Here is an 18,850-nt window from a genome sequence, read left to right on the forward strand (position 1 = left end):
CTGGACGCGGGTCGGGAGCGTGGAGCGTCCCCGGCCGGCGATCGAGTTGCTCCGGGCCTGGGAGAACATGAATGACCAGACCGGAAAGCCGGGGTTTTCGGGGCGGGGAACAGCAGCCGAGATTGTTGGGTCCTGCGTTCGGCTGTCTCAGGGCGTCCCCGAGGCCATTACTTGGAAGTCCGGATCTCCAGAAGCATGAAATCGCGACCCTGCCCATCTGCGGTCTCGCCGACGGCCGTCCAGGCGTTCCTGTCGACGTTGAACGTCTTCTGCTCGGTGCCGGCGGACATTTCCACCTGCGCCGCGTAGTTGTTTCCCTTGACTCCGAAGACGGCCGGGATTTCCAAGCTGAGGTAGCCCTTGTCCCCGGTGACGCGGAAACAGACCTTCTCGTTCTGGTGGGAGAAGACCTCCATCAGTTCGGGTGCGCCGGTGCACTCGGCGAGGAGGATTCGGCCGTTTCCGCTCTTCAGCTTGATCTTCTGCTCGGCGAGGATCTTGTCGGCGTTCGGGTAAGAGAAGTCCTCGACGGCATAACCCGGTCCCTCATCGGCGATCGACTGCGTCGCGAGGTTCTCCGGACCGGTTCCGCCGGTCACTCCACCCACGGCGACCCAGGTCAGAGCGCCGGTTCCCAGAGCCGCGCCGACGATCCGCAGGATTGTGCTACGTGCCTTCATTTTCGTCCTTAGTGTCGATCCAGGTGGGGTTCGCGAGCCGTATGCACGTGCTCTGTGCGTGAGATCGATGCGCCCGCATGTGGGGCGCGACCGGAATTGCGAGTTCCGCTGGGCATGATTTATGGCGCACTTGAAACGAGATAGCTTCGAAGCGTGTGCAAGTGGCTGGCGATCTTCTGAATGAAACCAAGACATTCGCGTTCCAGCCAATGGGATATGAGTCCCATATCTGGACATACCGGTGAGTCTGCGTGTGACTTGCGCCACCTTATTGAATGGTTGTGACGATTTTTCGAAAATCCATAGTCGAGATCCAGCCATTCTTCGGGCGCGGCGATAGTTGGGTTCCGGCCGAGTGTGTTCCGGGCGTGAGCGCTGCATATGGTCGAGTCATCGCCGTCCGATGGAGAATCTCGGGCGGGTGTCAGCCTCGGCCTCGACGAGGAATCAAAATCAGAGAGGTTCTTCCGTGCAGGAAACATTTTGGAGTCGGCGTCGATTCACGACCGCTCTCGCAGCGAGCGCAGCCGCCGTCTCCACCCCCTGGCTGTTCACCACCCCGGTCCGGGCGGCCACTGGCGCGGCCGCGCCGGCCGGCGACGCGCTGACGCTTCCGGACACGGATCGGGCCAAGGTCGTCAAGGCGTGGATCCTGGGCGGCCGCTCGGTCAAGCAGGCGGCTGCCTACGTACTCGGCGGCACCGACCAGGAGATCACGACCTTCCTCACCGAGCAGCTGCCGAAGGCCACACGGACCGACAACCGTGTCGCCGCGTTCACCTACCTGGGCAACGGGGGCAAGAGCGTTCGAAGGGACGCGAGCGCCGCCCTCACCGGTGGCGACGAGGCGATATCCACGTTCGTCAAGGACGGCTTCCGCTCCTCGGTCACCGAGGACATGCGGGTCACCACCCTCAGCGTCATGGCCAACGGTGGAAAGAGCGTCAAGCGGGACGGCAACGCCGCGCTGACCGCCGGCACCGACCAGGCGCTGGAGCAGTTCTTGCTCACCGGCCAGTACAACGCCAGGCTGGAGGACACCCGGGTAGAGGTCATCCGCAGCCTCGCGACGGCCGGCCCGGAGCTCAAGAAGTACGCGAACCGCGCCCTGAGCGGGACCGCGGACGACATGCAGTGGTACCTCGACACCGGCCAGTACATCGCCCGGGCCCGCGACCAGGAAGCCGCCACCATCGCGCAGTTGGTCGCCATCGTCGAGCGCGAGAGCGCGCGTGCCCGGGAGCAGACCGACCTTGCCGTCGAGGCCTCCGAGCGGGCGACGACAGCTGCGGGCAAGGCCAAGGAGAAGGCCGAAACGGCTGCGGCCGAAGCCGAGAAGGCACGGGACGACGTCCGCAGGTCCGCCGAGGCGGCCCGCCAGGCCGCCACCGCCGCCAGCGGCGCCGCGTCCGCAGCCCGGACGGCCATCCGTGCCTCCTCCGCCGCGGTCCAGGCGTCCCAGCGGGCGTCCTGGGCGGCCACGGCGGCCTCCCAGGCGGCAGCCGCCGCCGGATCGGCGGCCACTCGCGCCTACAACGCCGCGATCGCCGCGTCGAAGGACGCGACGAAGACCAACGAGGCGAAGGACGCGGCCGTCGCCGCCCGCGACGCTGCCGCGAAGGCGTACTCCGCTGCCAAGGCGGCCGACGACGCAGCCGTCGCTTCCGAGCAGTCCGCGAGCGCCGGCCTGGCCGCCGCCGACGCGGCCCGTGACGCCGCGGCCGCCGCCAAGGCCTCCGCCCAGGCGGCTGACGCCTCCGGCGTCGCCCAGGGCGAGGCTGCCGAGGCCAAGCGCCAGGCCGCGATCGCCTCCGACGCCGCCAACCAGGCGACCAACGCCGCCTCCACGGCCCAGGCACTGGCCTCGACCGCGGCGCAGGCCGCGCGCAGGGCGAACGCTGCGGCCAAGTCCGCCGCCGGGCACGCCGAGAAGGCTGCCGATGCGGCCGAAGAAGCCGTCAAGTACGCCGGCCAGGCCATCGACTTCGCGAACAAGTCCACCGCGTACGCCGACGAGGCGGTCAAGGCGGCGAACCTCGCGACGCAGGCGATCGCCGACGCGCTGACCGTGGAGAAGAACGCCCGCGCAGCCGAGGCGGCCACGCTGGCGGCCGACAAGCTGGAAGGCATGAAGGAAGCCGCGCAGCTCGCCCAGCTGGACAAGAGCGAGCGCGCTGCCGCCCTGAACAAGCGCACCCAGGCACAGCAGACCGCCCAGGCCACGAAGGACCTCATAACCAAGGCGGAGCAGGCCCTCGGCAACGACGACCTCACCGCCGCCGCCGCGCTCGGCCGCCAGGCAGCCATCGCACTGCTGGATTCCAAGGGCATCTGGACCCGTCAGGCCGCCCGCTTCGCACTCGCCGGATCCGACTACGACGTCCACTCCTGGATCGACCTCGACCGGCAGCTCGCCGAGTCCCAGGACGACCGCGAGACGATCCTCTTCATCGCCCAGGTCTCCGAGCCGGCCGTCGCGAAGGCAGCGGCTCAGGCCCTCGCCGGCGGCGTCCCCGCGGCAGGGGACTTCAACACCTCCGGCGTCATCAAGTCGCGCGCCGAGGACAACAGGGTCAACATCCTGAAGATCCTGAACGCGAAGCCCGGCAAGACCGTCACCAAGGCCGCCAACGACGCGCTCAACAAGAACACGCCGGAAGCCCTCCAGAAGTTCTTCGACGAGGACCTCGCCGAGGCCGTCGAAGAGGACGACGCCGTCACGACCATGACGATCATCGCCAGCGGCGACGCGTACTCCAAGGCCTACGCGGAGGTGGCCATGGAGGGCCCCGCGTGGATGCGCCGGCGCTTCGTGGAATCCGTCCGGCACCGAGCCGCCCAGCTCGACTACGACTCCCTCAGCCACGCCGCCGCCATGCAGGCGGCGATCGCGGCAGCGGCCAAGACCGCCCAGGAGGCCCAGAAGGACGCGGCCCTCGCCTCCCAGGTCGCGGCAGTGGCCCGGGACGCCGGCCAGAAGGCTCAGGAGTGGGCCCAGAAAGCCCTGGACTCGGCGAAACTGGCCGATGACTACAAGGAGCAGGCCCGCAAGCACGCGGACTCCGCGGACAAGTCCGCCGCCGACGCCCAGGCTTCGGCGAACAAGGCCAAGGACGCCGCCGCCACCGCCCAGAGCGCCTCCCGCGCGGCGAACCACTCCGCCAACCGCGCCATCGACGCGGCCCGCAGCGCACTGGCCTCCTCCAACAGCGCCCAGGCCTCCGCCGCCAATGCCCACCAGTCCGAGCTCGACGCCGGCCGGGACGCCAAGACCGCTGCCACGGCCGCCGCCGAGGCACGCCAGATCGCAGCGGACAAGCGGACGGCGGAAGTGAGGGAAGCCGCACGCGCCGCCGCCGAGCAGGCGCAGAAGGACCGGGACGCCAACCACAACCCCTCGGACACGACGAACAACGACACGGTCAACCCCAAGGGAAGCCAGCCCGGCAAGGACGAATGGTGGAACGACGCCAAATGGTGGGCTGACACCGCCGACAAGGTGAGCACGGCCGCAGGGCTCCTGGCAGCAGGCTTCGCCGTCTCCTGCGTCTTCTTCCCGGCGGCACCCGTCCTCGGCAGCATCGCCGCAGTCTGCCTCGGCATTTCCGTCGTCGCCGCCGGAGTCAGCGCAATCGCCACCGGAATCGAATACGGCTTCACCAGCGGTGAATTCGTTTCATCCGCCGGCCGCGCGGCACTGGGACTCGTCACCCGAGGCGGCGGACGCGCAGCCACCGCCGTGGCCAAGCCGGTCGTCCGAACCGTGGAAAAGGCCGCCGGGGCCGCATCCAAGATGTTCTACGACCTCGTCTCCTGACAGCTGATCCAGCACCACCCCCTGGCCATGCCGGCCCCTTTGCCTCGGGCCTTCGACCACGGGGGGCGGGTCGGCCTGTGATGAAACGTTTCCGCCGGTCGGCGGGCCCGACACGGCGGGCATGACGCGCCGGCCGGCCCCGGCCGGCGAGCGCTGTACCGAACCCGCTCCGGGAACCGGATCCCTCGGCGCGACGACGACGTCGCCGCCCATCGAGACGGTCGTGACGGACGGTCAAAAACAGGCGCATTCCGCACGGAATGCAGCAGTAGTTCCCTTTCTCGCCCCGGGCGACAGAAGGCGATTCCGCTCGACTGATCGCGAAGCCAGTCAGATGTCGCTCGGGGCGACTTCCTACCGAGAGAAGACATGATTTCACCACGCTGGAGACGAATACTTCCCGGTCTCCTCCTCGCATGGAGTCTCACCGCGACCGGCACCGCGACCGCCGCCGCCGCCGACGGCCAGGCGCCGACGGCGCAGGCGTCCCCCCGCAAGGCGGGCAGCGTCGACCCGAACGGTCTGACCGGCGTTCCCGCCCCCGGCAAGACCCGGCCCGCCACGATGACTCCCGGAGAGAGCTGCGGGCCCACGCCAGCCGGCTCCCGCGAGCGCAAGGCGGGCGCCGTAAAGGGCTGTGTCACCTCGATCGCCACCCCGGCGGCCCCGGCCGGGCGAAAGTCCCTCGCTGCCGCACCGCAGGCGGCGCCTGCTGCCGCCGCCGACTCGGGCAGCTGTGCGCTCGCAGCCCCCAGGACGTGGTACTACAACCGCTTTGCCTACTGCGTCCACGGCCTGACCGTGCTGTACACGCTCAAGGACAGCAACGACAAGGAGATCGGCACCGGCACGCTGGACGTTTCGAGCAGCGCCGTCCTGCCCGCCAAGGGCACGACGTGGAGCGAATTCGTCAGGGTGACCATGACCGGCGCGACCGGGGCCGTCACGACCCTGAGCGTGCGGTTCAGGCCCGCCTGCTCGGCCGGTTGCAAGGTCACCAAGTCGCCCCGGTGGACGGGTAAGACCATCATCAAGGACCAGGTCCTCAACGGAGACGTGGTCTACGAATCCACCCCGGCTCCCGGCACGAAGGTCGACTTCACGACGTCGTACGAGTTGTTCGTGACCTCTCCCGGCGCCCAGATCACGGACCCGAACGCCTCCTGGAGCAACCCGGAGAAGATCCGCTGCGACGACGCCGTCCGGGACACGACCACCTCCGCCGCTCCCGACCCCGGCTGCGTCGTGCCCAGCTACATGCCGGTCGTCAAGATGAGCGACCAGCCGACCCCGCAGGGCGCGGGAGCCGCGGCGGCCGGCTACCTGTGGGCCCAGAGCAATCTCCCCGACGGCTGGGGACGCGCCAAGCCGCTGACCCGGGCCAAGGGTGACGTAGCCGGCCGGACGGCTCGGACCTGCGGCACCTTCCAGGCCCGGACGGACCTCGTTTCGAACGACAGCTGCGGCGAGTTCCCCTTCGCGGTCACCCGTGAAGGCGGAACCGACGGCGCTCAGTGCGCCGAGATCCTCCCCCGTCACAGCACCCGCGGGGGGTGGGTCACCGACGTGCTGGACGGCGGCACGAGCAGCCCTTGCGCGCGCGCCCACGTCCCGCTCGCGGACAAGCAGGCAGCCGAGGCGCAGCTCGCCGAAGGTTTCGAGAACCAGCGAGTGGTGGAAGACGACCAGTTCAAGGTGGAGATCAGCGGTTCGATCGCCGAACCGCAGGCCGTCTGCCGTCAGAACGCTCCCGCCGGTTCGGTCCCTTCCGGCAACGGGTGGATCAAGAACACCACCGCACCGGTCCCGCACGTCAACAAGACCGTACCCCTGAGTCCGGCGGGTACTCGGGCGGAAAGGGCGCAGGCTTGCCTGGGCATCGCGCCCCCGAAGGGCACCGAGGCGGAGGGGGACATCACCGGCTGGGCGGACGCCGACGCGTTCCGCACGGCCAACTCGACCACGGCCGGACTCGCCCGGTGCCATCTGATACCCAACGTCCTCGGCGGCAAGGGTGGAAAGAACGACGGCGGACCGGACAACCTCGTCCCCTGCTGGCAGTCGGGGATGAACACCGGAACGCCCAGCATGCGGACCTACGAGGCCGTGGCTCAAAGGGCGGCGAGGGAGGTCAAGGACGGCGGCATCCTCGGGCCGAACGACGCGATCTTCTATCAGGTGACGCCGGACTACCTGAACAGCGACAGCACGATTCCGCAGGCGGTCACGATGAGCGCTAGGGTCGAGCGGTCGGACGGAACGTCGCAGCCGCTGTTCCCCGACGTCTACATCACCAACACCCAGAAGAACACCGGACAGCTGAACCTCGGAAACTAGACCCGCCTGATTCGTGCCACCGGGAGCCAGAATGAGCCGTACCACGCCGCCGCGGCCGGTCGACGTCACCGCGGTCTTTCCTCAACTGGCCCCGCTGGCACGTCCGGCGATCCGGCTGCATCCCCGCCCCGGGTCTCCGACACCGCACGACAGTTCGGTCGGCGGGCCACTGCTGTGGCCCGCCGACGAGCCGTGGCCGTACTGCGAAGAGCCGCACGGGTGGCTGGAAGAAGGCCCGAACGCCATGCTGCCCGTCGCCCAGCTGTACGTGCGCGACGTACCCCTGCTGCGACCGCCCGGGCAGGCAGACCTGCTCCAGGTGCTGTGGTGCCCCTTCGAGCACGAACCGGATTACAAGCCTCCGACCGCACTGTTCTGGCGATCCGCTGCCGAGGTCACCGACATCCTCGCCGAGCCCCCCGAGCCGATCGAGGAGGAGTACGACGGCTACAGACCGGAGCCGTGCGTGCTCGCGCCGGAGCAGATCACCGAGTATCCCCACCCCATGGACGTCAGCAAGGAACTACAGCAGCAGATCGCGGACTGGGGCAACTGGCAGGCAGCCGGCGCCGCCCTGGACAGCTCCTGGGCCCCCTATCCGGATTCGTACTACGGGAGCGAGCTGTCCGTCGCCCCGGGCTGGAAGGTCGGCGGCTGGCCCCGGTGGGGACTCACCGATCCCATAGCCCGGTTCTGCGCCGCCTGCGGCACCAAAATGGCCCCCCTCCTGACCATCGCCTCGACCGAATGGGACAGCAGCAACACGGGCTGGGTCCCGTACGAGGATCAAGCCCTCAACTCCCTCGACGACGCCGGGGCGGCGAACCCGCCCAAGGTCCAGGTTTCCAGGGCCAACCGCCTGCAGCTCTACGTCTGCCCGCAGTGCCCGGAGCACCCGCACACCGACCTGATCCAGTGAGCTCACCTCCCCACTGAGCAGTGCCGCCGTCGACCCGACCGGCTAAGAAACGCCCACCCGCGGTGACACTCGTCCACCCGGCCGAGGCTCCCTCCGTACCGCCCGGGCCCCTTCCAGCCAAGCTGCTCCAGCAACCAGGCCCCCCGGCGCATCAGGCGTCGGCCCTTCGGCTCGGATGTCCGGGTGGTCGCCGAGGATGCCGCAGGCCGTATCGACTCCAACCAGTTGAGCGCGGCCGTCGAGCTTGTCCCTCATCTCGTCGGGCCGGCGACGGCCACTGCCGACTAGCGTCGGCCGTCACCTGCGCTGGCGCAACTTCCAGCACTTCGCACCGTCCCGAGCGGACCCGGCTCACGTGTGCCGAACCGTGGTCAGCCCGGGGTCATCCCATCCTGCGGGCCAGTCAGAGAAGCGCCGGTGGGCGGTTGCCCCCGACGGCCTGAACCATGCCGCGGGCAGCTGTTGCCACGTACAGCCCGACGTGGCAGCGAAAAGAGCCCGCAGCCGGGCAAGGGCGCGCCGCGCCGGGCTACGAGTAGACCTGCCACCACCGGTCTACCTCAGCGCGAGCCACTTCGGCGTCGTACTGGACGGCATCGAAGTGGAGCTCCGGCGGGGGGTAGGGCACGGGGGTGTGCGCCGCCCAGGGAACCTCCCAGTCCGACCATTGCACGATCTCTCCGAACCGTTGCACGACCACGGTCAAGAAGCCGCAGCAGCCACCGGTGCAGTCCGGTTCCCCCAGCTCCAGACGGCGTGCCTCGCCGGTCGCCCGGAGGGGGCTGGGGCGGCCGGGCGGCAGCGCGCAACTTGCGTACGGTCCACGGCCACCTTCGCCGACCGCCTCCTCGACCACGTCCTCGCCGTTGACCCAGAACCGCAACTGGGCAGCGAACCGCGGGCCCGGCGGCAACACCCCGATCTCCAGACGATCGAACATCAGGCCACCCTACGGGGCGCGTTGACGTCGGCGCACAGTCCAGCCGATGTCCATCCCGACCGGGCCGGCGGGAGCGACGATGAGGTGCCTCCCGTTCTCTTGAACAAGCCGCATCTGACCGCGCCGTGGAAGGGCGAGAGACCGGTGGTGGTCCCGGCGGCATCCGCCGTGACCGCCGCGTACGGCCCCTGCTCACTTCACTCCACGCTCCGGAGCGGCGTGATTCAGGGCGTGTTCAGGCCGAAGTTCTGTGTGCTGGTGTTGCTGGCGCCGGGGCTCTTGACGTTGTTGTTGACGTTGATGTTGTTGAACAGCGGGAGGATGCCGCTGAGGTTGATGGGCAGGATCGACCTCGACCCGGTGCCTCCACCGGTGTTCCCGCTGGCCTGTTCGTAGGTGACGGTCACCGCGGCCGGGCCGGTGGCGGGTCCGGAGGTACCGCCCGCCGGGACGCGGTTGGACCCGCCACCCGTCCGGGTTGGCTGGCTCTGAAGGACGGCGCTCCGGCAGCAGGCCGGGCTCCTCGGCGCGGGCGCGCGTGCTGGCGAGGCGGTAGGAATCGGTTTCGGTGCCCGTGCGGGCCTGCCGGTGCTGTTGCTGAGCGCAAGAGGGAGTAGGGCTCACTTCTTGCAGGGGAACGTCACCTGTTCGCTGCGGACGCTCTTCTTTTGGTCCGGTAGGTGGAGCGTGACGTACCCGGTCACCGCCTTGGCGTTCCTAGGCGCCGGCATGTCCACGACCTGAAGGACGACCTTGGTGGAGGTGCCCGCGCCGAAGGCGAAGGATCCCGGGGAGACCCGGGCGCGGCTGGTGTTCACGGTCCAGTGGTAGCGGACCGTGCCGGGCCCGGTTGCTGTGATTTTGCCGTCGAAGGCCATGTCCACGGGAGTGCCGTTGCACTCGACGGTCTCCCCCGACTTCAGCAGGGTGACCACTTCGACTTTGGTGACCTTCACCGCCTGCTTGACCCCGCTCGTCCCGGCGGTTCCGGCCTGCGCCACGTGGGCGGGGGCGAGGGCCACCGATGAGGCGAGGAGGGGGGCTGCGAGGAGCATGAGGTGTCGACGCCGCATTGTGCTGCCTTCCGGATGAGGAAAGCCCCCGATCTCGGTCCCAGGATATCGGCGGCCCGCCCGGGCGGCCCGGCAGCCGGAGGTCAGCCCTGCCGGGCTTGCGCCGGCGGCGGCCGCGGTGTGAGCCGGACGGGCGGTATGCAGCGGACGAGGGGTTCGAGTGCCTGGCTGTCGTGCAGGTTCGTGCCTGAGATTCCGAGGCGTACCTGCCCCTGTCGACAGGATTCGGACCTGTCAGGTCCCCGTTTTCCAGGGCGCGCGCGTTGACGGAGTCGATCGCGCAGCGGGACCGGTCCAGCTCGCCGCGGGCGCCGCGCTCGTCGAGCACCAGGCGGTGGAGGTCGGCCCGCGCGGCCTTCGGTCCACTCGGAGAACCGCCGATGGGCCGTTGCCCCGGACGGCCCGAACGATGCCGCAGGCAGCTGCTGCCACGGCCAGCCCGGCGTCGCGACGAACACGATCGCCGCCAGCACCTCGCGGTCGCCGTGTCGACGCCTGCCACCGCCCCGAGGCCGCGACGGCGTCGCCGGCACGACCGCAGTGGTTGGCCTACGACGGCGCGGGGGAGCCGGCTGCGGGCTCACCGGCTGCCGGGCCGAGGCGGGTCAGCAGCAGCCGTGCGCCGGGGGTGAGGTCGGCACGCCAGCTCCAGCCGGGCGGGACGTAGAGCACTTCGCCGGACCTCAGACGGCAGGAGAAGGACTCTTCGGCCCCCGGCACCGCATGCAGCCGCCAAGTCCCGGCCCCGTCCTCTTGCTGCACCAGAAGGTGTCCGGACGAGCCGGTGGACAGCGGCCGGGCACCGCCCTCGTCCGCGCGGTGCCACTCGATGGTCGGCTGAAGGCCCGTCAGCCGTGCGAGCTCACGGCCCTCTGCCGCCAGGACGGTTGCGGCGTCCTGCCCCTCGTGCGCCACACGTTCCTGCTCAGGCCACAGGATGGCGGGCCCCTGGCCGTGGCACAACGCGAGGAACTGCGCGAGTTCCCGTACGTGGGGCAAGGTCACCCCGTCTGCCGATGGCGCGTTGTGCATGGGGCTCCTGTGGTGTGGTGTCCGTACGTGCCGCTCACGTCACGGAACCCGGTTGTTTCCGTCATGGCGAGCATTCCGCACCGCGGGCCGCCGGGACAGTCACGAAAAACCGTTCCCGCATCTCCCGCCTCGTACACGCCGCGCGCCCCGGTCACAACCACGGCTCTAGGAAGCGGTGAGCGGTTCGGTCGGTCCCTCGATGTCCAGCAAGCCCCGCTCCGCGGCGCGGACGCCGGCCTGGAAGCGGCTTCCGGCGCCCAGCTCCTCCATGATGTCGGCGATGTGGCGGCGGGCCGTGCGCAGCGACATACCCAGGCGGCGGGCGATCGCCTCGTCCTTCAGCCCGGCGGCCAGCAGTCGCACGATCGTCTCGTGGATCTCCCGGGAGACCGTCTCCAGTTGCTGGCCGACCGCGGCGGTGAACGGCGTGGCCCGGTCCCAGGTCTGCTCGAAGATCTCGCACAGGTAGTTCACGGTGGACGGCTGCCGGATCACCACGGCTCCCCAACTGCCGTCCTGGACGGGGATGAACGCGGTCTCGCGGTCGAAGACGATCAGACGGCCGAACAGCTCGTGCACGGTGCGGTACTCCCCGCCCAGGGCCGAGGCCGCTGCGACGTAGGCCTGACTGGGCCCGTTGAAGCGTGCCGTGTGGTGGTAGAGGGTGCGCAGCCGGACGCCGCGTTCGAGGATGGCCCGGTCGCGGACCAGGGCTTCTTCCATCGCCTCGGAGACCCGGGCACCACCGCCGGGCTGGCTGGCGATGATCTCGGTGCGGCACCGTTCGGAGGCCTGCTTGAGGGCGTCGCGCACGATGTGGAGGTTCTCCAGGACCTCCAGCGACCCGGAGGCCGAACGGCGCCGGTCGTAGGACGGGGCGGCACGCAGGAGTTCTTCCCGGAGGCGAGCGAGTTGCTGCTGTTGCCGCAGGATCCGGGCTTCCACGGGAGCGGCGAGCTGAGCGGCCGCGGTCTCGGGCGCCACGGCGAAGACCGTGCTGGGTTCGTCGGAGCTTTCCTGCAGCAGGCGGAGCCGCAGCAGGCGCTCGACACCGGCAGCTGCGTCCTCGCGACTCATCCCCGTGCCCGCGGCGACGGCGTCCGCGCAACCCGTGCCGTGCTCGACCACCCAGCCGTACACGGCCATGTCGGAGTCCTGTAGTTCCTTGGCATCCACCAGCGTGTCGTCCAGTCCCAATGCCCTGCGCCCCCACCATCTGCCAGGCCCTTGAAACGAGCCCTCTGGTCCAGGCGAACAGAATAGGAGTACCGGAGCACTCCGACACACCGGGAGGCACTGCACAAGTCGGCCATCTTCGCGCGTCATCCCGGGTGCCGTCGCGGTACCTGACCGGATCCGCGGCGGCCGTAGGAGCGGATCAGGCCCCCGGACTGTCTGGATTCAGCCCCCCGGTCCCTCCGCGCGCCGGCGGGTTGGGCCGGGGTCTCGCTCCTCGGGCGGACCTCCTGAGTCCGCTATGCCGTGAAGAGTCCGATATGCCGCCTGGCGCTTAACTGCCAGGTAGTTTGCTGAGGGGCTACCGAGTCGCTCCTGAAGGGGTGCACACGACAGGTTGGTCCCTGTCAGCAACTCGACGTCCACCAGGCTGAGAAGCCGGGATACCAGGAGCCCCCACATGAAGCGACTTTCTCTGCCCGTACGGATCGCACTGGCTGCCGTCATCACCGCCGTGTGTTCCACCACCGCGGCGGTGGCGGTCGTGGCGCAGTCGCCCGAGCACTCCGCCACCGCTCCGCAGACGGTGGTGGCGGAGCCCTCCTGTCCGCCGGTGGGCAAGTGCACCGAGGACACCTCTTGGGGCGGCTGACCCCGCCCGCCTCCAGCCCTTCGTAGATCCGCGCAATCCGATACCAGGAGTCAGTCATGGCCGACATCGCCGATGCACCGCCCAGCTTCACGCCCCGCGAACAGCAGGTGCTCGTCCTCCTGTCAGAAGGGGAGACCTACTGCCGCATCGCGAGCCGTCTGGGCATCAGCCGGCACACGGTCGACACCTACCTGCGCCATCTGCGGAGGAAGACCGGCACCACCAACCGCACACAGCTGGCGGTGCTCGCGTCCCAACTGGGCTTCCGGTCCTGACGCGGCCCGGTGAGGCGGCGCGCGCCGGTCCGGCCGGGCCGGCCGGCAACGCTCCGGCCGGCCCGGACCGGACGGAACGCATCCCGGTTCCCCCACGCCCCCGGTAAACGGGATCGCGCGGCATCAGCGCAGGGTGAGGGATCCCGAGCGGACCGTGTGCCGCAGGCCGTGGGTGAGCACCAGGAAGCCGATCGCGGCCCAGCCCGCGAGGATCAGGGCCTCGTGCAGTACGAGCGCCACCGACAGGGTGCCGTCGTGCGCCAGCTGCCGGACGGCGGACAGCCCGTGGCTCACCGGGAGTACCCGGGCGACCCAGGCGAGCGCCCCGCTGTGCGGTACGGAGGTGTTCACCCCGGCCACCAGCAACAGCACGATGGTGGTGCCGGCCGTCAGGTACATCCGGGACTCGGGCATCCGCAGGCTGATCCCGGACAGGCACAGGGCGAGGCAGTAACAGCCCAGGGTCATCAGGGCGTCCACGAACAGGATGGCGGGCAGCGCCGCCCAGTGGAGCGGGACCGGAAGCAGCAGGTGCACGGCGAGCAGCGCGACGGTCGAGGTCAGCAGGCCGTCGGCGACCCAGTGCAGCCCGCGCGAGGCCAGCGCGAGGAACGGCGGCGTGCGGCTGATCAGCAGGAACTGCAAGGTTCCCGAGCGGCGTTCGCCCACGGTCGAGGAGACCACGCCGAGCGCGCCGAGCGGGCCGAGCACGACGGCGTTGCCGAGGGCGAGGTAGCCCTGCTGTTCGGGCGAGCCGAGGAGCGCTCCGAGGTTGGCGAAGAAGAGCACCTGGCACAGCAGCCTGACCAGCCAGCCGCCGAGCCAGGAGCGCCAGGTGAACATGGCCCGGTAGTCCTGGTAGCTGGCGAGGGCGCCGTAGCCGATCAGCTGGAGCAGTGTCCGTACGGAACGCCGGCTCGCCGGAGCGGGACCGTGGTGGCTAGTCATGCAGCACCATCTTTCCGTTGCGGACGGAGCCGAGGACGCCGCGCAGCAGGAACACGCCCAGCAGGGTCTGGACCAGGATCAGGGCGCACAGTACGGCGAGGCGTTGGGCCAGTTGGGGGACCGGTCCCGCGGCCGCGTCCCTGAGCAGGTCGGTGGCCCAGGAGAGGAAGAAGCCCTTCGCGACGGTGCCGAACGGGGCCGGCAGGTGGCCGACGGGGAGGATGAGGCCGCCCAGAAGGTAGAAGGGGTAGGTCAGGGAGTTCTGGAGCGTGCGTGCTCCCCGCACCTTGATCATCAGCCCGCTGACCAGCAGGGCGGCGCTCGCGCATCCCGCGACCAGCAGGACCGCCACGGGCAGGGCCACGGCGGGGTTGTGCAGTGTCACGTCCAGGCCGAACAGGCCCCGGCCGATGAGGACGACCTCGGCCAGCACCGGCAGGGCGAGCAGGGTGGTGGTGAAGGTGCGCACGGCCAGGGCGACGAGATAGCGGTCCGGGGTGAGCAGCGACAGCTCCAGCGTGCCGTCCGACCGGTCGTCGTCGACGACGTCGGAGGCGACGAACACGGCGTGCGCCCACAGGCTCATCACGAATGCCGTGAGCGCCACCGTGGTGGCCAGCTCCTCCCGGTGGTGGCGTTGCAGGAAGTGGAAGAAGACCAGCGAGTACAGCGGGATCACGGCCAGGGTGGCCAGCATCCCGGGAGAACGGGCCAGGATCACCCCCTGCGCCCGGGTGGCGGCGGCCAGCACGGCCATCACAGCGCGAACTCCCGGTTCTCGATGACGGTCCGGTAGACCTCGGCCAGGCCGGGGGCGGCGACCGAGATGGACTCGGCCCGGGCCTGGGCGAGCAGCAGCAGGGCCTGGGAGAGGCTCTCGTCGTCGGCCGGGCGGGCCGTGAGGTTGCCCTCGGCGTCGGTCGTGGCGCTGCCCGGAAGTGCGGCGATGCGCGCGGCGGTCTCCGGCGGCACGCCCACGGCGGTGAGGGTACGGGGGGCGCGGATGCCGGCGAGCAGTTCCGTCGTGGAGCCGATCCGCAGGATGCGGCCGTGGTCGATGAGGGCGACGCGGGAGCAGAGGGCCTGCGCCTCCTGCATGTCGTGCGTCGTGAGGACGACGGTCGTACCGCCGCCGCGCAGCGTGCGGACCAGTTCCCGGAACCCGGCCCCGGCGTGCGGGTCCATTCCGTTGGTCGGCTCGTCCATGACGAGTACGTCCGGTTCGCCGAGCAGGGCCCGCGCCAGGTGGACCCGCTGCACCATGCCCCGGGAGAACGTCTCGACGCGGTCGTCGCCGCGGCCGTCCAGCCCCAGGAGCTCCAGGACCTCCTCGGTGCTCCGGCGGGCGGCCCGCGCGTCGAGACCCTGTAGGGCGGCCCAGTACCTCAGGTTCTGGCGGGCCGTCAGACGGCCGTAGAGCCCCCGGTCGCCGCCGAGTACCAGACCGATGCGGCGGCGGACCTCACGTGGTCGGTCCACGACGTCGAAGCCGGAGACCCGTGCCGTGCCGGAGGTGGGGACGAGCAGGGTGGTGAGAATGCGGGAAAGGGTCGTCTTGCCCGCTCCGTTGGGTCCCAACAGGCCGAGCACCTCGCCCCGCTCGACCTGGAAGCCCACGTGGTCGAGCGCGGTGACCTCGCGGCCCCGCCGGGTCCGGAAGGTCCGGGTGAGATCCTGTACCTCGATGACGGCCATGCCTCTCAGACCTCCCCGTCGGGATGCGGTGCGGTGGTGCGGGCCGGCCGCAGCGGCCAGGGGGCCAGCCCGGCCAGTTCCTGCAGGGCAGCCGCGTGGAGCGCGGGGTCGACCAGCTCTCCCGGGACCATCAGGAAGTCCGCGACCGGCGTCCTCGTGATGACGCCGTCGTTCCAGCGGTGTTCGCAGCGGCCGGTCCCCTCGCCCCGGCGCAGCGGAACGGTCAGCTGCATCCCGTAACGCTGCTCGACCGGGGCTGCCTGCGGGTCGGCGCGCCGACCGCGTTCCGTGTCGGCCGGGCCGCGCAGTCCCTCGATGAGCTCGTCCGGCACGGTGGCGGCCAGCCGCGGGTATGCGCGCACGCGCTCGCAGAGTTCGAGCAGCTCGGGGGCGAGGGCGAACTCTTCGGCGGCGGCGATCAGCGTCCGGGGCGCGGGTGCCGCCGGGGAGGTCAGCACGCAGACGAGGTCGATGATGTCCTTGGCGGTGAAGGGGCGCTGGAAGCGCTCCTCCGCGAGGGAGAGCACATCGGCGAGGACCTGGTCCTCGGGCAGGGACGCACGCAGCGGGACCAATCCGGGCCTGCCGGCGAACCCGAAGGTGGTGACCTCGATGCCGTGGTCCGGATCGAGCAGCGGGTCCTCGCCGAGCCACCAGACGGCCGCGAACAGGTGTGGCCGGCCCTGTGCGCCCAGCTCGGTCAGTTCCACCTCGTCGCTGTCGTGCCGGTCCAGCGCGAGGGCCAGTACCTGCCACAGGGCGGCTTCGCCGGGCACGACGACATCGAGGTCGCCCAGGGCTCGCAGGGCCCCTTCGGGATAGTGGCGGGCGAGCGACGGGCCCTTGACCACGCGGGCGCCGGGTACCCGGGCCGTGTCTTCGGCCAGCTGCCGGTAGGTCTCGGCGCGCCGGCGCATGCGGGCGAGTTCGTCGCGGGCGCCGGTGCCCATCGCGATGCCCTCCCGCTCGGCCAGTGACAGGACGAGCGGTGCGAGCACGCCCCGCACCTGCCGGGCGGCCTGGAGCAGGCGGCGGACGGGCAGCTCGGGGGCGACGTCCAGGAGTTCGTAGAGCAGGTCGAGGGTGAGCGGGAAGTCGGAGCGGTGATCCGGTGTCATACGAGAGGACTCCTCGGAGCCGGGGGTGGTCGCCCCCGGGGGTGGGTCAGGGGCGGGCGGCGTACGCGTAGCCGTGCGTCGGCGTCCAGCCCTGTCGGCGCAGGGCGGCCACGACCCGGGCGGATCGGTCCTGGCCCGCACGGTCCGCGGGATGGGTGACGTTGCCGATCAGCGGCGCCCCCAGCGCGGCGGCGGTGTCGGCGCAGGCCGCGACCAGGCGGGCGGTCGCGGCCCGGCGCAGTGCGGCATCGTCGATGAGGATGTCCACCAGTTCGACGAACGGGCTGTCGCTGACGTCGTCGTAGGCGTCGGTCAGGAGCGTGGCGTGCCCGATCGGCTCGGGCCTGCCCGGCACACGCACCAGGTAGGAGCGCCGGCCGGGTGCTTCGAGAAGCCGGCGGACGGACTCCGCGGCGCCGTGTGCGGTTTCGGTGTGCCCGCGGTCGGCCGCCGCATCACGGATCGCCCGTGACAGCCACCGGCCGACCGCCTCGTCGTCGGCGTCCGAGGCTTCGGCTATGCCGAAGGGCGCGGACGCTGCGGCGGGCGCGGCAGCGGGTGCGGCGGCCGCCGGCGGCGGGGCATGGCGCAGATAGCTCAGCAGGGGCTGGAGCGCGCTGGGCGCGGGGAGGTGCGCCGGGATGCGCACCACGGCCGACGAACAGCCGGGGTGACGGCGGAACAGGGCGTCGAGCAGACGGGGCGCCCGGGCGAGGAGCGCTGGGTCCGCGTATTCCACCAGGCACTGGAGCTCGCCGCTGGCCGGCTCCCGGTACTCGTCCGCCACTACCGGCAGGCCGTCGATGTGGCTGAGCACTCCGGCCTCGTCGGCGGCCCGCAGATAGAGGTCGCTGACGTCGAACGCGCAGGGCGGCGGCGCACTGCCAGGAGCGGGGCTCATCGCTGCTCCGGCCGGACGACCGTGATCAGCGAGTCGCTCAGTTCGCGTGCGGCCAGGGCCACGTCTGCGGCCGACACGCGCGCGAGCGCTTCGATCTCCGTCTCCGCGTCCCAGATCCGATCGCTCAGGATGCGCTGGGTGGCGACGGCGATGGTCCGGTCCAGCGGTGCCTCGGCCTCCCGGACCGCCTCGACGGTCGCCCGGCGCACGGCGGCCGCGAAGTCACGCTCGCGGGGACCGTCGTCGGCCACGCCGCGCAGCACCTCGCGGAACGCGTCGAGCAGCCGGGGTGCGTTGTCCGGCTCGCATCCGGCGAGCATCCGCCAGGCCCCGGAGTCGCTGTAACTGCGCGACCACGAACGAAAGTCGTAGGCCAGCGCTTCCTGGTTGCGCAGCCTGGCGTACAGCGGGGACGCCGGGCTCCCGCCCAGCAGGTGCGCGAGGACCGTGTAGGCGTGCCGGCGGGGGTCGCCCGCGTGCGGGGCGCGCCCGCCTGCCAGCAGCCAGCAGAATGCGTCCGGCCACTTTTCTACCGCTCCCGGCACGGGAGGTGCGGGGACGCCGCCGAGGGAGCCGAGCAGTGGATCGGGGACCGGGTTGCACGCCACGCGGCCCAGGCCGCCGCGCCGCAGCGCCTCGCGCAGGGTGTCCTCGGGCAGGCCGCCGGCCACGGCGACGGCGAGCGGGGCGGTGCGCAGCGCGAGGGCGTGCGCGTCGCGCACGGATTCCAGGGTCAGCCCGGACACGGTCTCGGGCCGTCCGCCGACGGGGGAGCCCAGCGGATGCCCGTCGAACAGCCGGGCGAAGAAGGCGTCCTGCACGGCGTCGGCGTCGTCGGAGTCGGCAGCCGCCAGCTCCTGGAGCACCACGTCGCGCTCGGAATCGAAGTTCCCCCGGTCCCAATGGGGTTCCAGCAGTGCCCGGCACATCCACGTGGCCACGTCGGCAGCGTCCTCGGTGAGCACCTGCGCATGGATGACCAGTGACTCGGGGCCGGTCATGGCGTTGCTCTCGCCGCCCCGGTCCTCGATGCGCTCGCTCAGCGACGGCCCGTCCCCGAGGGGTGCCGACATCAGCAGGTGTTCGAGCATGTGGGCGGCGCCGGCACGGCCCGGAGGATCGTGCCGGCCACCGAATCCGAGCGCGAAACACAAGCTGGTGGTGCGCAGGGAGGGATCGTGGTGCACCACCACGGGAACGTCGAACGTCGGTGATGTGGTCAAGAGATTTCCCGTCGTGCGAAGAGGGCGGAGAGACAGGCAGGGGTGCCGCCGGACCGAAGTCCGG

General features: G+C 70.8%; 17 protein-coding genes and 1 pseudogene. 5 read left to right on the forward strand and 13 right to left on the reverse strand.

Features of this window, described 5'->3' with window-relative positions:
• Positions 1-167 precede the first annotated feature (167 nt).
• A complete protein-coding gene (locus OHA65_RS37985) occupies positions 168-680 on the reverse strand; it encodes a hypothetical protein (RefSeq protein ID WP_327286401.1) in 513 nt (170 codons plus the stop codon).
• Between the two features lie 469 nt (positions 681-1,149).
• On the opposite strand from OHA65_RS37985, the gene OHA65_RS37990 reads away from it, so the two are divergent.
• From OHA65_RS37990 to OHA65_RS38000, 3 genes are all read left to right on the forward strand, one after another.
• On the forward strand, positions 1,150-4,497 hold the full coding sequence (locus tag OHA65_RS37990) for an ALF repeat-containing protein (RefSeq protein WP_331736398.1): 3,348 nt from the start codon (positions 1,150-1,152) through the stop codon (positions 4,495-4,497).
• Positions 4,498-4,866: 369 nt separating this feature from the next.
• Entirely contained in the window at positions 4,867-6,834 is a 1,968-nt protein-coding gene (locus OHA65_RS37995; RefSeq protein WP_327286403.1) for a DNA/RNA non-specific endonuclease, read from the forward strand.
• A gap of 31 nt (positions 6,835-6,865) precedes the next feature.
• Positions 6,866-7,753 carry a hypothetical protein gene (locus OHA65_RS38000; RefSeq protein ID WP_331735299.1) on the forward strand — a complete coding sequence of 296 codons (888 nt, stop codon included), beginning with the start codon at positions 6,866-6,868 and terminating at the stop codon, positions 7,751-7,753.
• A 529-nt stretch (positions 7,754-8,282) separates the two neighbouring features.
• Here the strand turns inward: OHA65_RS38000 and OHA65_RS38005 are convergent.
• The 6 genes and pseudogenes from OHA65_RS38005 to OHA65_RS38030 form a co-directional block, all read right to left on the reverse strand.
• A complete protein-coding gene (locus OHA65_RS38005) occupies positions 8,283-8,693 on the reverse strand; it encodes a hypothetical protein (protein WP_327286405.1) in 411 nt (136 codons plus the stop codon).
• Positions 8,694-8,917: 224 nt separating this feature from the next.
• Positions 8,918-9,100, reverse strand: coding sequence for a hypothetical protein (locus tag OHA65_RS38010; RefSeq protein WP_331735302.1), 183 nt, complete (start codon positions 9,098-9,100; stop codon positions 8,918-8,920).
• A 213-nt stretch (positions 9,101-9,313) separates the two neighbouring features.
• Positions 9,314-9,766 carry a hypothetical protein gene (locus OHA65_RS38015; protein WP_329316927.1) on the reverse strand — a complete coding sequence of 151 codons (453 nt, stop codon included), beginning with the start codon at positions 9,764-9,766 and terminating at the stop codon, positions 9,314-9,316.
• 88 nt (positions 9,767-9,854) lie between these two features.
• A pseudogene (locus OHA65_RS38020) lies at positions 9,855-10,350 on the reverse strand (transposase); the annotation flags it as partial.
• Positions 10,316-10,798 (reverse strand): hypothetical protein, encoded by a 483-nt coding sequence (locus OHA65_RS38025; RefSeq protein WP_331736400.1) that lies wholly within the window; start codon positions 10,796-10,798, stop codon positions 10,316-10,318. The gene OHA65_RS38025 and the pseudogene OHA65_RS38020, both read right to left, overlap by 35 nt.
• A 165-nt stretch (positions 10,799-10,963) precedes the next feature.
• A complete protein-coding gene (locus OHA65_RS38030) occupies positions 10,964-11,995 on the reverse strand; it encodes a helix-turn-helix transcriptional regulator (RefSeq protein WP_331736402.1) in 1,032 nt (343 codons plus the stop codon).
• A 439-nt stretch (positions 11,996-12,434) separates the two neighbouring features.
• On the opposite strand from OHA65_RS38030, the gene OHA65_RS38035 reads away from it, so the two are divergent.
• Complete coding sequence (locus tag OHA65_RS38035; RefSeq protein WP_327286409.1) at positions 12,435-12,626, forward strand: hypothetical protein; 192 nt, start codon at positions 12,435-12,437, stop codon at positions 12,624-12,626.
• Positions 12,627-12,682: 56 nt separating this feature from the next.
• A complete protein-coding gene (locus OHA65_RS38040) occupies positions 12,683-12,901 on the forward strand; it encodes a helix-turn-helix transcriptional regulator (RefSeq protein ID WP_327286410.1) in 219 nt (72 codons plus the stop codon).
• Positions 12,902-13,024: 123 nt separating this feature from the next.
• Here OHA65_RS38040 and OHA65_RS38045 read toward each other — a convergent pair whose 3' ends face one another.
• Genes OHA65_RS38045 through OHA65_RS38070 form a run of 6 tightly spaced genes read right to left on the reverse strand, consistent with a single transcriptional unit; the run spans position 13,025 to position 18,786 of the window.
• On the reverse strand, positions 13,025-13,849 hold the full coding sequence (locus tag OHA65_RS38045) for an ABC transporter permease (protein WP_327286411.1): 825 nt from the start codon (positions 13,847-13,849) through the stop codon (positions 13,025-13,027).
• On the reverse strand, positions 13,842-14,606 hold the full coding sequence (locus tag OHA65_RS38050) for an ABC transporter permease (protein ID WP_327286412.1): 765 nt from the start codon (positions 14,604-14,606) through the stop codon (positions 13,842-13,844). The genes OHA65_RS38045 and OHA65_RS38050 overlap by 8 nt, the downstream gene beginning before the upstream one ends.
• Positions 14,606-15,544 carry an ABC transporter ATP-binding protein gene (locus OHA65_RS38055; RefSeq protein ID WP_327286413.1) on the reverse strand — a complete coding sequence of 313 codons (939 nt, stop codon included), beginning with the start codon at positions 15,542-15,544 and terminating at the stop codon, positions 14,606-14,608. Before OHA65_RS38055 ends, OHA65_RS38050 begins: the two co-directional genes overlap by 1 nt.
• A gap of 5 nt (positions 15,545-15,549) precedes the next feature.
• Entirely contained in the window at positions 15,550-16,662 is a 1,113-nt protein-coding gene (locus OHA65_RS38060) for a hypothetical protein (RefSeq protein ID WP_331735317.1), read from the reverse strand.
• A gap of 46 nt (positions 16,663-16,708) precedes the next feature.
• A complete protein-coding gene (locus OHA65_RS38065) occupies positions 16,709-17,563 on the reverse strand; it encodes a hypothetical protein (protein WP_327286415.1) in 855 nt (284 codons plus the stop codon).
• A complete protein-coding gene (locus OHA65_RS38070) occupies positions 17,560-18,786 on the reverse strand; it encodes a pitrilysin family protein (RefSeq protein ID WP_331730169.1) in 1,227 nt (408 codons plus the stop codon). Before OHA65_RS38070 ends, OHA65_RS38065 begins: the two co-directional genes overlap by 4 nt.
• Positions 18,787-18,850 lie beyond the last annotated feature (64 nt).

Origin of the sequence: Streptomyces sp. NBC_00045, assembly GCF_045041095.1 — a bacterium.
GTDB lineage: Bacteria > Actinomycetota > Actinomycetes > Streptomycetales > Streptomycetaceae > Streptomyces.

Excerpts from the sequence above, each read along its gene's own strand:
- OHA65_RS38065 (WP_327286415.1), bottom strand. The coding sequence starts at position 17,563 with ATGAGCCCCGCTCCTGGCAGTGCGCCGCCGCCCTGCGCGTTCGACGTC.
- OHA65_RS38040 (WP_327286410.1), top strand. The coding sequence starts at position 12,683 with ATGGCCGACATCGCCGATGCACCGCCCAGCTTCACGCCCCGCGAACAG.
- OHA65_RS38055 (WP_327286413.1), bottom strand. The coding sequence starts at position 15,544 with ATGGCCGTCATCGAGGTACAGGATCTCACCCGGACCTTCCGGACCCGG.
- OHA65_RS38050 (WP_327286412.1), bottom strand. The coding sequence starts at position 14,606 with ATGGCCGTGCTGGCCGCCGCCACCCGGGCGCAGGGGGTGATCCTGGCC.
- OHA65_RS37995 (WP_327286403.1), top strand. The coding sequence starts at position 4,867 with ATGATTTCACCACGCTGGAGACGAATACTTCCCGGTCTCCTCCTCGCA.
- OHA65_RS38025 (WP_331736400.1), bottom strand. The coding sequence starts at position 10,798 with ATGCACAACGCGCCATCGGCAGACGGGGTGACCTTGCCCCACGTACGG.
- OHA65_RS38035 (WP_327286409.1), top strand. The coding sequence starts at position 12,435 with ATGAAGCGACTTTCTCTGCCCGTACGGATCGCACTGGCTGCCGTCATC.
- OHA65_RS38015 (WP_329316927.1), bottom strand. The coding sequence starts at position 9,766 with ATGCGGCGTCGACACCTCATGCTCCTCGCAGCCCCCCTCCTCGCCTCA.
- OHA65_RS37985 (WP_327286401.1), bottom strand. The coding sequence starts at position 680 with ATGAAGGCACGTAGCACAATCCTGCGGATCGTCGGCGCGGCTCTGGGA.
- OHA65_RS38045 (WP_327286411.1), bottom strand. The coding sequence starts at position 13,849 with ATGACTAGCCACCACGGTCCCGCTCCGGCGAGCCGGCGTTCCGTACGG.
- OHA65_RS38005 (WP_327286405.1), bottom strand. The coding sequence starts at position 8,693 with ATGTTCGATCGTCTGGAGATCGGGGTGTTGCCGCCGGGCCCGCGGTTC.
- OHA65_RS38060 (WP_331735317.1), bottom strand. The coding sequence starts at position 16,662 with ATGACACCGGATCACCGCTCCGACTTCCCGCTCACCCTCGACCTGCTC.
- OHA65_RS38000 (WP_331735299.1), top strand. The coding sequence starts at position 6,866 with ATGAGCCGTACCACGCCGCCGCGGCCGGTCGACGTCACCGCGGTCTTT.